Genomic DNA, 14,602 nt, shown 5'->3' with positions numbered 1-14,602 from the left:
ACGAAGCGAACGTCCCGCGGGCGTCGCTTCGCCTGCGGCCTATCCCCCGGCGAACGGGGGGAGCACGTCGATCAGCTGGGCGTCGTCGAGCGGACGGTCGTCATCGCTGCGCACACCGTCGACCATGACCGCGCACCGCGGAAGGATGTCGGCGAGCGCCGGGTGGTCGGCGACGACGGCGGCGCGCAGCTGCTCGAGCGAGTGCTCGCCGCGGTCCTCGGCGTCGGTGCCCGCGGCCTCGGCGGCCGCAGCGAAATAGCGGACGCGGGTGGTCACAGCGTCTCTCCTTCCCGCACCCAGTCGCCCGAGCGTCCGCCCGACTTCGCGACGATGCGCACGTCTTCGATGACCACCGACCGGTCGAGGCCCTTGATCATGTCGACGATCGCGAGCGCGCTCACCGATACGGCCGTGAGCGCCTCCATCTCGACGCCGGTGCGGTCGGCGGTGCCGACGGTCGCCTCGACGTGCACGCCGTCGTCGACGATGTCGAGCTCGACGTTGGCCCGGTGCACGCCGATCACGTGTGCGAGCGGCAGCAGGGCAGGAGTCGACTTCGCGGCCTGGATGCCCGCGATGCGGGCGACCGCGAGCACGTCGCCCTTGGGGGCGGTGCCGTCGCGCAGAGCCGCGATGACCTCGGGGCTGCAGCGCACGAAGCCGCGGGCGGTGGCGGTGCGGACGGTCGGCTGCTTGGCGGTCACGTCGACCATGTGCGCGTGACCGGCCGAGTCGAGATGCGTGAAGCTCATTCGACCAGCATGACATCGATCGCATCGCCCACGGCGACGGCCTCGACCTCTGCGGGCACGATCGCGAACGCGCGCGCTCTGGCGAGCCCGCCGGCGAGGTGCGAGCCCGAGCCGCCGGAGGTCGCCGGGCGCACCGTCCGGTTCGCGAGGTCGACGACGGCGGGGAGGTACTGACGTCGGCCGGGAGGGGGCGTCCAGGCCGCATCCGCGGTGAAGGACGCCCGAGGGCGGTGCATCTCGGTGCGACCCTGCAGTGCGAGCAGCGCGGGCCGCACGAAGACCTCGAACGACACCGCGACGCTCACAGGGTTGCCCGGCAGTCCGAAGACGAGTGTGCCGGTGTCGAGCACGCCGAACGCCTGCGGTTTGCCCGGCTGCATCGCGACGCTCGCGAACTCGACCTGGCCGCGCCCGTCGAACGCGCCGCGCACCGGCTCGTAGGCGCCGGCGCTCACCCCACCGGTGAACACGATCACGTCGGCACCGCGGTCGACCGCCGTCGCCGTGACGGTTCGCACGGCATCTGCGTCATCGGCGACGCGCGCGACGAGCACGAGCTCGGCGTCGGCATCGGCCACGAGGAGCTCGAGCAGAGGGCCGTTCGAGTCGGGGATGCGGCCGCGGGTGGCGGGCTCCCCGGGAGCGAGCAGCTCGCTGCCGGTCGAGATCACGGCCACACGCGGCGCTCGGGTCACCGACACGCTCTCGACCCCAGCCGCCACGGCGGCTGACAGCTGGAAGGCCCCGAGTCGTTCGCCCGCGAGCACCACGGCATCCCCGGCCTGCAGGTCCGCTCCTCGGCGGCGGATGAAGGCTCCGAGGGTGGCCGGTGCGCGCAGCACCCGCACGTCGCCCAGCGAGTCGGCGAGCCCGCCCGCAGTGTCTTCGAACGGCACGATCGCATCCGCCGCCGTCGGCGCAGGGGAGCCGGTCATGATGCGCGCGGCCTCTCCCGCCGCCAGCGAGGGGTCATCCGACACCCCGGCCGGCAGATCGGCGACGACGCGCAGCACGACGGGGTTCTCTTCGGATGCCGCGGCGACGTCGGCCGCCCGCACCGCGAAGCCGTCCATCGCGGAGTTGTCGAAGAGCGGGATGTCGTGGGCCGCCTTCGCAGCCGCCGCGAGCGTGCGCTGGGCGGCATCGCGGATCGGCCGTGTCTCGGCGGGCAGTGTGCGCACGGCATCCAGCACCCGCGCGAACTGCTCCTCGACCGTGCGGCGGCTGCCGTTCGCGGCGCTCATGCCGACACCGCCGATCGGATGGCGATCTCGTGCTGTCTCGCCGTGAGGGCGTCGATGATGGCGAGGCGCCCGAGCAGCGGCTCGCCCGCGCCGGTGATGAGCTTCACGACCTCGCCTGCCAGCATCCCCCCGACCTGCACGCACAGCGCGCCGAGCACGCCGACCTGCGCGCAGCTGGGCGGCTCGCCCTCGGTGCCGAGCGGGAAGAGGTCGGTCAGCACGATCGGATCGTGCTCGGGCGGGTTCGACCAGAACACGGTGGCCTGCGCGTGCCACTCCTGCACGGCTCCCCAGACGAGAGGGATGCCGAGGGCCTCGGTCGCGGCGGCGACATCGCGCCGGGTCGCGAACGAGTCGCTCGTGTCGACGACGATGTCGGCCCCGGCGAACAGGCGGTCGGCGTTCTCGGAGTCGAGTCGCTCGGTCGCCGTCACGACCTCTGCTCCGGGCGACAGCGCCGTGATCGCGCGCGCCGCCGAGGTGGTCTTGGGCCTGCCGATGTCTTCGACGCGGTGCGCGAGCTGGCGCTGCAGATTCGTCAGTTCGACGATGTCGTCATCGATCACCGTGATGCTGCCGACTCCTGCCGCGGCCAGTGCGAGCAGCACGGGGGAGCCGATGCCACCCGCTCCGACGACCGCGACGTGGGCGGCCGCGAGCCGGCGCTGTCCCTCTTCTCCGATGCCCGCGAGCACAGCGTGCCGTGCGGTGCGGACGAGTTCGGCCGGGTCGAGGGAGGGCGCGGGTGCGACGAGCGGCTGCATGGCACCAGGCTATGCCCGGGGTGCGCGATTGCGGCGGGAGCAGAGCGATTCGCCCTGTGTTCGGAGCAGAGTAATAACGTGCAGGCGAGAGATATCCGCTGATGCGGAATTTTCCTGTCTCAACATCCGCTCCTGCGGTAACGTTCACCTATGCAGACCTTTCGGATCTCCCGCGCCGCCCAGTTGCTCGGGGTGAGCGACGACACCGTGCGGCGCTGGATCGATCAGGGCCTGCTGCCGACGACCGACGCCGTCCCGGCCGAGATCCCCGGAGATGCTCTCGCCGCACGCGCCGTCGAGCTCGCCGAGGAGGCGCAGGAGTCGAACCATGCGCTCTCGAGTGCCCGCAACCGCTTCGTCGGCATCGTGACCCGTGTGCAGATCGACGGAGTCATGGCGCAGGTCGACCTGCAGTCCGGACCCCACCGCGTCGTCTCGCTCATGTCGGCCGAGGCCGCCCGCGAGCTGAACCTCGAGGTGGGCTCGCTCGCCACCGCTTCCGTGAAGGCCACCAACGTCGTCGTCGAAGTGCCGAAGGGCTGACCCATGAGCCGCACTCTCCGCCGCGCCGTGTCCGTCGTCCTGACTGCCGCAGCGCTCGCCCTCACGGGGTGCGCCGCCGGTACCGAGGCGCCGACGCCGACCGCGACGGACGCCACTGGGGGCACCGTGAGCGGTGAACTCACGGTCTACGCGGCCGCCTCGCTCTCCGGCGCCTTCGAAGAGATCGGCGCGGCGTTCACCGACGCGAACCCGGACGTCGACTTCAGCGGGGTGTACGACGGGTCCTCGACGCTGGTCACGCAGCTCCTCGAAGGCGCCCCGGCCGACGTCTTCGCCTCCGCCGACGAGGCGAACATGGACAAGCTCGAGGATGCCGCGGTCGACCCGACGCTGTTCGCGTCGAACACTCTGGTGATCGCGGTGCCGACCGGCAATCCGGGCGGCGTCGAGACCGTCGCCGACCTGGCCGACGTCACCACGGTGCTGTGCGCCCCCGAGGTGCCGTGCGGTGCCGCATCCGCCACGCTGCTCTCGAACGCGGGCGTCACGGTCGAGGCCGCCAGCCTCGAGCAGAACGTGACCGCGGTGCTCACCAAGGTCGCAGCCGGCGAGGCCGACGCCGGACTCCTGTATGCGACCGACGTCGTCGGTCGCGACGACGTCGAGGCGATCGTGCCCGACGGTGCCGAGAAGGTCGTCAACCACTATCCGATCGCGACGCTGTCCGAGGCCCCGAACTCGGCGGCCGCCGACGCGTTCGTCGCCTTCGTGCTCTCGGATGAGGGGCAGCGCATCCTGGCCGACTTCGGGTTCGGAGCGCCGTGAGTGCGGCCGGAGCGCGCGGATACGCGCCGCGTGCCCTGGCCATCCCTGCCCTGATCGGTCTCGCGTTCCTCATCCTCCCGCTCGCGGCTCTCGTCGCGCGCGTGGAGTGGTCGACCTTCATCGCCGACGTGACGTCGGAGGCCGCGCGCTCGGCGCTGCTGCTGTCGCTGGGCACCGGTCTCATCGCCACACTGCTGTGCATCGTGATCGGCGTTCCGCTGGCGTTGACCATCGCTCGTTCGGGGCCGCGCCTCGCCGCGGTGCTGCGTGCGGCGGTCACGGTGCCGCTCGTGCTGCCGCCCATGGTCGGCGGTGTCGCCCTGCTCTACCTGTTCGGCCGGGCGGGGTGGTTCGGAGGGCTCGGACTCTCGTTCAGCACGCCGGCGGTCATCCTCGCGCAGACGTTCGTGGCGCTGCCGTTCCTGGTGCTGGCCGTCGAGGGTGCCGTGCGCACCTCGGGGGTCGAGTACGAGCGCACCGCCGCCGCGCTCGGCGCCGGCCGCTGGACGATCCTGCGCCGCATCACCCTGCCGCTGGCGGCTCCCGGAATCGTGGCCGGCGTGGTGCTGTGCTTCGCGCGGGCGATCGGGGAGTTCGGTGCCACGGCGCTCTTCGCGGGCAACCGACCCGGCGTCACGCAGACCATGCCGCTCGCGATCTACACCGCCTTCAACGGCGCCGGGGTGACCCAGGGGGCCGCGGTCGCTCTCGCGCTGTTGCTGCTCGCCACCGCGATCCTCGTGCTGCTGCTCGTGCGCGGTTGGCGTCCGGGGGCTGCCCGATGAGCGCCGTCGGTGGCCTGCACGCTCATGTGGTCGTGCCGCGGGAGCACTTCACGGTCGACGTCTCACTGCAGGTGGAACCGGGCGAGACGGTCGCCGTGATGGGGCCGAGCGGTGCGGGCAAATCGACCCTGCTGCAAGCGCTCGCCGGACTCGAGCCGCTGGGTGGGGGCGAGATCGTCGTGGAGGGTCGGGTCGTCGACCGGGTCGCGAAGCCCAGGGTGCAGACCGAGCCGATGCGCCGCGGGGTCGTGCTGCTGGGGCAGAAGCCCCGGCTGTTCCCCCATCTGTCGGCGCGCGAGAACGTGGCATTCGGGCCGCGTGCGGCGGGAATCGATGCTCGTGCTGCACGAGCAGGTGCCGACGACTGGCTCGCGCGGGTCGGGCTCCCCGGCGCCGGAGAGCGGATGCCGCACGAGCTGTCCGGAGGAGAGCAGCAGCGCGTCGCGGTCGCGCGTGCGCTCGCCGCATCCCCTCGCGTCGTGCTGCTCGACGAGCCGCTCGTCGCCCTCGACCCCGAGACGGCCGGTGACATCAGGCGGATGCTGCGCGACCAGCTCGTCTCGACCACCACCGTCGCGGTCACACATGATGCGGCGGACGCGGTCGCGCTCGCCGACCGTCTGATCGTCGTCGAGGCCGGTCGCGTGACGCAGGAGGGGCCGGTGCGAGAGGTGCTCGCCGCACCCGCATCCGGTTTCGTCGCGTCTATCGCCGGGCTGAACCGCCTCGTCGGGGTCGCGAGTGGGGGAGGGTGGCGCAGCGGCGAGGTGCTGCTGACCAGTGACGATCCGGCGTCGCGTGCTCTCGCAGCGACGGATGGCGCTGCGCTCGCCGCAGTGTTCCGGCCGGGCGATGTGCGGGTCGCCGAGGCGGACGCAGTGTCGTGGCCCGCTGTGGTGACGCGGATCGAGCCCACGCTGGGGGGCGTGCGCGTGCACACCGATGCTGGGGCGGTCGACCTGTCGCTGGATGCTGCCGGAGGGGTCGCGGTCGGCGATCGGATTCGGCTGCGGGTCGACCCGGCACTGGTGCGGTTCGTCTCGGTGCTCTGAGCTCGCCCGACGGCTGAAGAAATCCCGGATGGCTGGACGGATGCTGTCGCCCACTCAGCCCGTCGCGGAATCTCCGGCCAGGTGGCCTAGGCGAGCGGCGCGCGCTGGGGAGACCTGGCAATATGCCGGTCGTCCTGCCTGCACGGGCCTGTGCGCCGGGCACGCGGGTAGTCTCGGAACATGTCGGGGAGAGGGATCGAGCGATGACGGCTGTGCCGGTCGTGATTGGGATGCGGGCGCCGAGCGCCGCGGTGCTCGATGCCGCCGCGCCGGCATCGCAGGGACTCGTCGACACGCATGGTCGCGTGCACCGCGACCTGCGCATCTCGCTGACCGACCGCTGCTCGCTGCGCTGCACCTACTGCATGCCCGAGCAGGGCAACGAATGGCTCGCGCGCACCAGCATCCTGTCGACCGACGAGATCGTCGAGGTCGCCCAGGTCGCCGCCTCGCTCGGCATCCGCACCTTCCGCCTCACCGGCGGCGAGCCGCTGCTGCGCGCCGACATCATCGACGTGGTGCGCCGTGTCTCGGCGATCGAGGGAGATGACGGGCCGGTCGAGGTCGCGATGACGACGAACGGCATCACGCTCGCGAAACACCTGCCTGCGCTGATCGACGCCGGCCTCACGCGTCTGAACATCAGCATCGACACGGTCGATCGTCAGCGCTTCGCCGACCTCACGCGTCGTGATCGCATCGACGACGTGTTCGAGGGCATCGCGGCAGCCGCGGCATCCGAACTGCGCCCGCTCAAGCTCAACACGGTCGCCATGCGCGGCGTGAACGACGACGAGCTGCCCGATCTGGTCGCGTTCGCGATGGAGGTCGGTGCGCAGCTGCGCTTCATCGAGCAGATGCCGCTCGACGCCGGGCACACCTGGGACCGCGCGTCGATGGTCACGCGCGAGGAGATCCTCGAGAAGCTCAGTGCGCGGTGGAGCCTCGAGCCCGTTCCCGGTCGCGGCGGCGCGCCGGCCGAGAAATGGCGCATCGACGGCGGACCGCACGAGGTCGGTGTCATCGCCTCGGTCACCGCCCCCTTCTGCGGCGCGTGCGACCGACTGCGCCTGACCGCCGACGGGCAGCTGCGCAACTGCCTCTTCTCGAACGCCGAGTACGACCTGATCGACTCGCTCCGCGGACCCGCGGCGTCCGATCCCGCCCAGCGGGCAGCGGCGATCGGCGCCATGCTGCGCTCGTGCGTGCACGGCAAGCTGCCGGGGCACGCGATCAACGACCCCTCATTCCTGCAGCCCGCCCGCGGCATGAACGCCATCGGCGGCTGAGGCAGAGTTCGGATGCGGTGAACCCGCACTTATGTTTTCAAAAAATGTTTGTTTTAGTACAAAATGTGAAAGCAACTGTGCCGGTGATCTCGCCTCTGCTGCGATCTGATCTTCAAGGACACCTTCTCGCGCTCCTTCTGCTCGCGCCCGATCGAGAGCGCACCGTGACGGAGATCGCGGCCGACGTCGGGGGATCGATGCCCACTGTGCATCGCGAGATCGAACGGCTCGTTACGGCGGAGTTCCTGACCCAGCGCAGGTCGGGTCGGAATCGCTACATCCGAGCGAACCGCGAGCATCCGCTCTATCGCCCCGTTCGAGAGATCATCGAGTATGCCTATGGCCCCCGCGTGGTGCTTCCGGAGGTCCTCGCCGATGTCGGTGGGGTCGAGGATGCTTACGTCTATGGTTCTTGGGCTGCGCGCATGAGTGGAGAGGCCGGCGCCGACCCCCAAGACATCGACGTTCTGGTCGTGGGCAGTCCCGATCGGGTCGAGATCCAAGAAGCAGCATCGGCAGCAGAGGCGCAGCTCGGTCGAGAGGTCAACATGCGGGTGGTCAGCGCCGAGCGTTGGCAGAACGCAGACGAGCCCTTCCTCCGCACGGTCAAGGATCGACCGCTCGTGAGGCTGCGGGTCGAGAGTGAGTCGGAGGCTCCGTGAATCGATTACTCAGGTGGGAGACGGGTCGACTCGCCATCGACGCTCTTCTGGAGAAGAAGCACCTCGAGCAGGTCGCGGCGAATGTCGAGCACGCCGAACTGCTCATCGAGCGTGCCCGGAGGCATGTCGCGTCAGCGGTGACGCTTCGAGACGATGATCCCGACCAGGCTCTGGCTGCGCGGCTCGCGGATACGCTCCCGCCGTACCGACGCTGACCGACCGCTTCGCGCGGACGCGCCTCAGTCGAGGAACTCGCGCGCGGCGGCCGACAGCGCGGTGACGCCGACCTCGATCGTCGGGTGGATCTCCGGTGCGAAGAACGGCGAGTGGTTGGTCGGGATGTCCTTGTCCAGGGTCCCGGCCGCCGCCGAGGCAGCGAACTTCGCGGCATCGATCCCGCCCCAGAACCAGAACACCAGAGGAGCCCCCGTGTCGCGGGCGAACCACGAGACGTCTTCACTGCCGGTGAACATGCCGGGGTCGATGACCGAGGCCTCGCCCAGCGCGCGCTGCAGCGCCGACGTCACGCGTGCCGTGGCATCCGCGTCGTTGATCGTCGGGGGCAGCGTGTGGTCGGTGCGGATCTCGGGTTCGCGCTCCGCGCCCGATGCCGCGGCCTCGGCACGCACGATGCGCTCGACGCTCGCGAGCACCTTGTCGCGCATCTCGTCGTTCGGGTAGCGCAGGCTGAGTTCGAGCTTCGCCTCGGCAGGGATGATGTTGTTCTTGAGCCCCGCGTGGATCGACCCGACCGTCACGACGGCGACGTCTCGGGGGTCGACCTCGCGCGAGGTGATGGTCTGCAGGCGCATGACGGTCGCTGCAGCCATCACGACGGGGTCGATGGTCGAGTGCGGCCGCGAGCCGTGCCCGCCGCGGCCGTGAAGGGTGACGGTCAGGCCGTCGGATGCGGCCATCTGCGTGCCGGGGCGCACGCCGATCGTGCCGGCGGGCAGGGGAGTGACGTGCTGACCGAGCACGACATCGGGGTGCGGCACGAGATCGCGCAGGCCGGCGTCGAGCATCGCGCGGGATCCCGCGCCGTACTCCTCGGCCGGCTGGATCAGCACGACCACGGTTCCCGACCAGTCCGCTTTCTCGGCGACCAGCTTCTCGACGGCCCCGATCATCGCGGTGACGTGCATGTCGTGACCGCAGGCGTGCATGACGGGCACGGTGTTGCCTGCGGGGTCGATGCCGGTCGCGGTGCTGGCATAGGCGAGGCCGGTCTCTTCACCGACGGGCAGCCCGTCCATGTCGGCGCGTGCCCAGACGACCGGTCCGTCGCCGTTGCGCAGAATGCCGACGACGCCGGTGACGCCGATGCCCTCGTGCACCTCGAGGCCGAGATCCCGCAGGTGACCGGCGGCGATGCCGGCGGTGCGCGTCTCCTGGAACGACAGTTCAGGGTGCTGGTGCAGGTCTGTGTAGAGCGCTTCGAGGTCGATCGTCATGGCCCCGAGCCTAGTCGTGGCGGTACGACTCCAGTGCCGGTCCGGGGTGCAGCACGCCGTTGACGATCGAGCGGATCGCGAACTCGCTCGCCTCGCCCAGGTCGAAGACGTCGCGGTGCAGCAGCCACTGCAGCTGCAGTCCGTCCATCACGGCGAGGATGCTGGCCGCGGCGGTGGCCACGGTGTCCGGTTCCGTCACACCCTCCTGTGCGCACAGCAGATGGAAGGCGTCGGTGACCTCGCGTCGGAGGGTCGTGTAGCGGTCCTCGAAGTAGTCGCGACCCGGGTGGTTGTCGGTCACGGACTCCGACGACAGGACGGTGTACGCCTGCACGATGCCGGGGCGCCGTTCGTTCGCGACCGCGGTGCGCACGAGGTGCAGGAAGAGCTCCGGCCCCCCGGGGATGTGCTTCTCGGCGAGCTCCGCGACATCGGCCTGGTCGCGGTACGCGAGCACCTCGAGCAACAGCTTCTGCTTCGAGCCGAAGTGGTGCAGCACGCCGGCATGGGTGATGCCCACCTGCTCGGCGACATCGGCGAGAGTGCCGTTGGTCGAGCCCTTGTTGCCGAAGATCTCGACGGCGGCTTTGAGGATCTGCTCCCGCTTCTCGCGGGTGGCAGGCCGGACGGACGTGTGGGCGACAGCATCCTTCGACATGGTCCATCCTCTTCTGCACGGAATCCTGCACTGGATCGTACTTGCCAACTCTACTTACCAACGAGTAACCTCGCACCAGCTTACTTTCTCGCCAGTAAGCAAAGTTCGCCGGATGCCCGAGCATCCGGCAGCCACACAGCACAACGACCCGTGCCCAAGGAGAAGCAATGAAGCTCAGAAAGTCCCTGATCGCTGTCGCGGCGATCTCCGCCCTCAGCGTTTCGGCCCTCGCCGGCTGCGCCGCCGGCGGATCGAACGACGCAGACAGCGGAGCCGGCGGTGCGGCCCTGACGATCGCCAAGCCCGACGGTGCGATCACCACCGAGTCGAACAACCCCTATGTCGGCGACTCGTCGGCCTCGAAGTACGGCTACGGCAAGGTCATCTTCGAGACCCTCGGCCTCGTGAACCAGACCGGTGACCGCGAGGTCACCCCCTGGCTCGCCGAGAGCATCGAGTGGAACGACGACTACACGGCCGTCACCGTCGTGCCCCGCAAGGACGTCACCTGGAGCGACGGCGAGCCCTTCACCGCCGACGACATCGTCTTCACCTACGAGCTCGTCTCCACCCCCGCGCTCGACACCGCCGGTCTCAAGTTCGAGGGCGCGACCGTCGACGGCGACGCGGTCACCCTGACCTTCGGCGAGTCGAAGTACGTGAACCAGGCCCGCGTGCTCCACGTGCCGATCGTTCCGAAGCACATCTGGGAGCACCTCGACGAGCCGGCCACCGACCCCGTCAAGGGCGACGACCTGGTCGGCACCGGCCCCTACGCGCTCTCGAACTGGTCGACCGAGTCGGTCACCCTCGAGGCCCGCGACGACTACTGGGGCGGCGACCTCGCGGTGCCCGAGCTGCACTACGTCTCGTACGGCGACAACACCGCTCTGACCACCGCGCTCGCTCAGGGCGAGGCCGACTGGGCGCAGGCGTTCATCCCGCAGATCAAGGAGCAGTTCCTCGACGCCGACCCCGAGCACAACAAGTTCTTCGTGGCGCCGACCACCGGCTCCGCGACGCTGTTCATGAACCTGCAGCAGAAGCCGTTCGACGATGTGGCGTTCCGCCAGGCGCTCGCCTGGGTCATCGATCGCGACGCGTACGTCGACATCGCACGCGAAGGGGCGAGCGAGCCGGTCTGGTCGGTCACCGGACTCTCGTCGATCCTCGAAGACGAGATCCAGCCCGAGTTCCAGGGCGAGGAGTACTCGGTCGACGCGGAGAAGGCCCGCGACCTGCTCGAAGGAGCCGGGTACACCTGGAAGGACGACGCGCTGATCGACCCCGACGGCACGCCCGTCTCGTTCACGCTCTCGGTGCCCTCGGGCTGGAGCGACTGGAACACCGCGCAGGAGCTCATCGCCGAAGACGTCACCGAGGCCATCGGCGCCGAGGTCAAGATCGACATGCCCGACTGGGGCGGTTGGGCAGGACCCCGCGACGACGGCTCGTTCTCGGCGATCATCCACTGGCTCGAAGACAGCGGCACGGCCTACGGCCTCTACACGTCGACCATGGACCCGCGCTGGATCTCGCCAGAGGGCGTCGCCGGATTCAACTTCGGACGCTTCGAAGACCCCGTGGCGACCGAGGCGCTGAACACCTACGCCAACGCGTCGTCCGATGACGAGCGCACCGCGGCGATCACGACGCTCGAGCAGATCTTCGTCGAGCAGGTCCCGGCGATCCCGCTGGGCGCGCACCCGCTGCTCGGCGAGTACAACACCCGCAACTACGTCGGGTGGCCTTCGGAGGAGGACCCGTATGCCTCGGGAGACCCGACTCAGCAGAACATCGTGCAGATCCTCACGAAGCTGAAGCCGGCCGAGTAAGCAGTCCCGGGGGTGGGCGGATGCCACGGCATCCGCCCACCCCACCGACCGACGAAGGACCCCTCATGTCAGAACCCCTGCTCAGCGTGCGCGACTTCTCCGTCGTGTACGACGTCGATCCGCCCGTCGAGGCGGTGAAGAACGTGACGCTCGAACTGCAGCGCGGAGAGATCCTCGGTCTCGCAGGAGAGAGCGGATGCGGCAAGACCACCCTCGCCTACGGGGTGCAGCGTCTGCTGCGTGCCCCCGCCGTGATCGCGGGCGGCAGTGTGACGTTCCACGATGCATCCGGCGTGGACGTCGACATCAACGCACTCGACGTCGATGCGATGCAGAAGTTCCGCTGGGACAAGGTCTCGATGGTGTTCCAGGGTGCGATGAACGCCCTCAACCCCGTGGCAACGATCGGCTCGCAGCTCGAGGACGTCTTCGAGATCCACCGCCCTGACATGACCCGCAGGCAGCGCAGGGCCGAGGCCGAGGAACTGCTCGAGATCGTCAAGGTCGGCCGTCAGCGCACGCGTTCGTTCCCGCACGAGCTGTCCGGCGGCATGCGCCAGCGCGTCATGATCGCGATGGCGCTGGCTCTGCGCCCGCAGCTGATGGTCATGGACGAGCCGACCACGGCCCTCGACGTGTTGGTGCAGCGCGAGATCCTCAAGCAGATCTCGCAGCTGCGTCACGAGTTCGGCTTCTCGGTCATCTTCATCACCCACGATCTGCCGCTGCTGCTCGAGATCAGCGACCGCATCGCGATCATGCGCGAGGGCGAGATCGTCGAGCTCGCCTCCGCCGAGCAGATCTGGACGAACCCGCAGAACGACTACACGAAGACGCTGCTGTCGTCTTTCCCCCGTCTCACCGGCGCGAGAGGAGTGCTAACCCGATGACCACTCTCGAGTTCGCCGATGTCACCAAGGTCTACAACGTCAGAGGAGCCGGTCAGCTCAAGGCGCTCGACAGCGTCAGCTTCACCCTGAACTCCGGCCAGACCATCGGTCTCGTCGGACAGTCGGGCAGCGGCAAGTCGACCATCGCGAAGATCCTCACCCAGCTCGAGACGCCGACGACCGGAGAGGTGCGCCTCGACGGCAAGCCCATCCCTCGGCGCGGCAAGGGGCTGCGGAAGTACCGTCAGCAGCTGCGGATGGTGTTCCAGGATCCGTTCGCCTCGCTCAATCCGTACCACTCGATCAGGTACCACCTGGAGCGGCCGATCCGGCTCGACGACGTGGTGCCCAAGAACGAGACCGAGGCTGAGGTGCGACGACTGCTCGAGCGCGTGCGCCTCGACGCCGATGCCGTGATCGACCGTCGTCCGCACGAGCTCTCCGGCGGGCAGCGGCAGCGCGTCGCCATCGCCCGCGCTCTCGCATCGCGCCCTTCGCTGCTCGTCGCCGACGAGCCCGTGTCGATGCTCGACGTATCCATCCGCCTCGGGGTGCTGAACCTGCTGGCCGATCTGCAGCGCGAAGAGGGCCTCGGAGTGCTCTACATCACCCACGACCTCGCGACCGCGCGGCACTTCAGCGACAAGATCATGGTGCTCAACCAGGGTCGGGTCGTCGAGTACGGCGACGCCGACGACGTCATCCTCAACCCGCAGGACCCCTACACGCGCGAGCTGCGCGCAGCGTCTCCCGACCCCGACAAGCACTTCGCGTCGGCAGCCTCGCACGGAGGTGCACAGTGACCACCGCATCCCCTCAGCTCCCGCTCGTCGATGACGAGCAGCGCGACGCGCTCGAGGTCGGCACCACGGCGACGGCGACGCAGAAGGGCCGAGCTCTCGTGCCCTGGCGCTTCTTCGCCGGGCGGGCAGGCTTCTACCTGTTCACCCTGTGGGCGGCCATCACGATCAACTTCTTCCTGCCGCGGTTCATGAAGGGCGATGCGGTCAGCTCGTACCTCGCGCGCAACCGCAACATCAGCCCGGAGGCGGCGGACTCGCTGCGCGTGCTGCTCGGCATCGACACCGACAAGTCGATGTGGCAGCAGTACATCGACTACTGGGCGATGCTCTTCCGCGGCGATCTCGGCATCTCGACCCTGCACGGTCTGCGGCCGGTGGGCGAGGTGCTGGCATCCGCTCTGCCGTGGACGCTCGGTCTTGTCGGACTCGCGACGATCATCTCGTTCGCGCTCGGCACCGTCGGCGGCGCGATCGTCGGTTGGCGTCGTGGCAGCAGACTCGACGCACTCATCCCGATCACGACGTTCTTCAACACGATCCCCTACTTCTGGCTGGGTCTCATCGCGATCGCGATCTTCTCGTCGACCCTCAAGTGGTTCCCGTCGTCGCACGCGTACGACAAGGGACAGTCGCCGGAGTGGAGCCTCGACTTCATCGGTCAGGTGATCATGCACGGCACGCTGCCGGCGGTCACGATCATCATCGCGTCGCTCGGCGGATGGATGCTGGGCATGCGCAACATGATGCTCACGGTGCTCGACGAGGACTACATCACGGTCGCCCAGGCCAAGGGCATGCCGAACAAGAGGGTGCTGTGGGCGTACGCGGCGCGCAACGCGGTGCTGCCGCAGATCCAGAGCTTCGCGCTCTCGATCGGGTTCATCGTCGGCGGCACCATCGTCATGGAGATGGTCTTCAGCTACCCGGGTGTCGGCAAGCTGCTGCTCGATGCCACCAATGCGAAGGACTTCGCCCTGATGCAGGGTGTGTTCCTGGTGATCACGCTGTCGGTGCTGGTCGCGAACATCCTCGCCGACATCGTCTACGCATACCTCGACCCGCGCACGCGCCAGACGGAGGCCTGA

Annotated in this window: 17 protein-coding genes; 11 read left to right on the top strand and 6 right to left on the bottom strand. The window is 69.2% G+C overall.

Translation table 11 applies throughout. From position 1 onward, the window contains the following. Positions 1–39 precede the first annotated feature (39 nt). The 4 genes from ACIP5T_RS09635 to ACIP5T_RS09620 are packed head-to-tail and all read right to left on the bottom strand — an operon-like array spanning position 40 to position 2,760. Positions 40–276, bottom strand: coding sequence for a MoaD/ThiS family protein (locus tag ACIP5T_RS09635; RefSeq protein WP_056276399.1), 237 nt, complete (start codon positions 274–276; stop codon positions 40–42). Beyond that, positions 273–752 carry a cyclic pyranopterin monophosphate synthase MoaC gene (gene moaC, locus ACIP5T_RS09630; RefSeq protein ID WP_400862644.1) on the bottom strand — a complete coding sequence of 160 codons (480 nt, stop codon included), beginning with the start codon at positions 750–752 and terminating at the stop codon, positions 273–275. Before moaC ends, ACIP5T_RS09635 begins: the two co-directional genes overlap by 4 nt. Beyond that, positions 749–1,996, bottom strand: a complete 1,248-nt coding sequence (gene glp / locus ACIP5T_RS09625) for a gephyrin-like molybdotransferase Glp (protein WP_400862643.1) — start codon at positions 1,994–1,996, stop codon at positions 749–751. The genes moaC and glp overlap by 4 nt, the downstream gene beginning before the upstream one ends. Continuing rightward, on the bottom strand, positions 1,993–2,760 hold the full coding sequence (locus ACIP5T_RS09620) for a HesA/MoeB/ThiF family protein (RefSeq protein WP_400862642.1): 768 nt from the start codon (positions 2,758–2,760) through the stop codon (positions 1,993–1,995). Before ACIP5T_RS09620 ends, glp begins: the two co-directional genes overlap by 4 nt. Positions 2,761–2,910: 150 nt before the next feature. On the opposite strand from ACIP5T_RS09620, the gene ACIP5T_RS09615 reads away from it, so the two are divergent. The 7 genes from ACIP5T_RS09615 to ACIP5T_RS09585 all read left to right on the top strand — a co-directional run bounded on the left by ACIP5T_RS09615 (position 2,911) and on the right by ACIP5T_RS09585 (position 8,092). Then, positions 2,911–3,303 carry a molybdopterin-binding protein gene (locus ACIP5T_RS09615; protein WP_400862640.1) on the top strand — a complete coding sequence of 131 codons (393 nt, stop codon included), beginning with the start codon at positions 2,911–2,913 and terminating at the stop codon, positions 3,301–3,303. Positions 3,304–3,306: 3 nt separating this feature from the next. Then, the gene (gene modA / locus ACIP5T_RS09610) at positions 3,307–4,089 is read left to right on the top strand and encodes a molybdate ABC transporter substrate-binding protein (protein ID WP_400862639.1); all 783 of its coding nucleotides are present in this window, start codon (positions 3,307–3,309) and stop codon (positions 4,087–4,089) included. Next, the gene (modB, locus tag ACIP5T_RS09605; RefSeq protein ID WP_210096786.1) at positions 4,086–4,874 is read left to right on the top strand and encodes a molybdate ABC transporter permease subunit; all 789 of its coding nucleotides are present in this window, start codon (positions 4,086–4,088) and stop codon (positions 4,872–4,874) included. The genes modA and modB overlap by 4 nt, the downstream gene beginning before the upstream one ends. Next, positions 4,871–5,926, top strand: a complete 1,056-nt coding sequence (locus ACIP5T_RS09600) for a sulfate/molybdate ABC transporter ATP-binding protein (protein ID WP_400862637.1) — start codon at positions 4,871–4,873, stop codon at positions 5,924–5,926. The genes modB and ACIP5T_RS09600 overlap by 4 nt, the downstream gene beginning before the upstream one ends. Before the next feature lie 203 nt (positions 5,927–6,129). After that, positions 6,130–7,215: a GTP 3',8-cyclase MoaA gene (moaA, locus tag ACIP5T_RS09595; protein ID WP_400862636.1), complete on the top strand. Its 1,086-nt coding sequence runs from the start codon at positions 6,130–6,132 to the stop codon at positions 7,213–7,215. A gap of 83 nt (positions 7,216–7,298) precedes the next feature. After that, positions 7,299–7,877 (top strand): ArsR family transcriptional regulator, encoded by a 579-nt coding sequence (locus ACIP5T_RS09590; protein WP_400862634.1) that lies wholly within the window; start codon positions 7,299–7,301, stop codon positions 7,875–7,877. Continuing rightward, a complete protein-coding gene (locus ACIP5T_RS09585; protein WP_400862632.1) occupies positions 7,874–8,092 on the top strand; it encodes a hypothetical protein in 219 nt (72 codons plus the stop codon). The genes ACIP5T_RS09590 and ACIP5T_RS09585 overlap by 4 nt, the downstream gene beginning before the upstream one ends. Positions 8,093–8,116: 24 nt before the next feature. Here ACIP5T_RS09585 and ACIP5T_RS09580 read toward each other — a convergent pair whose 3' ends face one another. Together ACIP5T_RS09580 and ACIP5T_RS09575 are read right to left on the bottom strand one after the other, a co-directional pair. After that, the gene (locus ACIP5T_RS09580) at positions 8,117–9,331 is read right to left on the bottom strand and encodes an amidohydrolase (RefSeq protein WP_400862630.1); all 1,215 of its coding nucleotides are present in this window, start codon (positions 9,329–9,331) and stop codon (positions 8,117–8,119) included. 10 nt (positions 9,332–9,341) lie between these two features. After that, complete coding sequence (locus ACIP5T_RS09575; RefSeq protein WP_311259895.1) at positions 9,342–9,989, bottom strand: TetR/AcrR family transcriptional regulator; 648 nt, start codon at positions 9,987–9,989, stop codon at positions 9,342–9,344. A 167-nt stretch (positions 9,990–10,156) separates the two neighbouring features. Here ACIP5T_RS09575 and ACIP5T_RS09570 point away from each other — a divergent pair, with 167 nt between their 5' ends. The 4 genes from ACIP5T_RS09570 (at position 10,157) to ACIP5T_RS09555 (ending at position 14,602) form a co-directional block, all read left to right on the top strand. Next, complete coding sequence (locus tag ACIP5T_RS09570) at positions 10,157–11,824, top strand: ABC transporter substrate-binding protein (protein WP_400862629.1); 1,668 nt, start codon at positions 10,157–10,159, stop codon at positions 11,822–11,824. 65 nt (positions 11,825–11,889) lie between these two features. Next, complete coding sequence (locus tag ACIP5T_RS09565) at positions 11,890–12,714, top strand: ABC transporter ATP-binding protein (protein WP_056310222.1); 825 nt, start codon at positions 11,890–11,892, stop codon at positions 12,712–12,714. Continuing rightward, entirely contained in the window at positions 12,711–13,517 is an 807-nt protein-coding gene (locus ACIP5T_RS09560; RefSeq protein ID WP_400862627.1) for an ABC transporter ATP-binding protein, read from the top strand. The genes ACIP5T_RS09565 and ACIP5T_RS09560 overlap by 4 nt, the downstream gene beginning before the upstream one ends. Then, the gene (locus ACIP5T_RS09555) at positions 13,514–14,602 is read left to right on the top strand and encodes an ABC transporter permease (protein ID WP_400862625.1); all 1,089 of its coding nucleotides are present in this window, start codon (positions 13,514–13,516) and stop codon (positions 14,600–14,602) included. The genes ACIP5T_RS09560 and ACIP5T_RS09555 overlap by 4 nt, the downstream gene beginning before the upstream one ends.

The organism is Microbacterium sp. NPDC088619, assembly GCF_044752825.1.
GTDB lineage: Bacteria > Actinomycetota > Actinomycetes > Actinomycetales > Microbacteriaceae > Microbacterium.
This window is presented reverse-complemented; position numbering and strand designations above follow the sequence as displayed.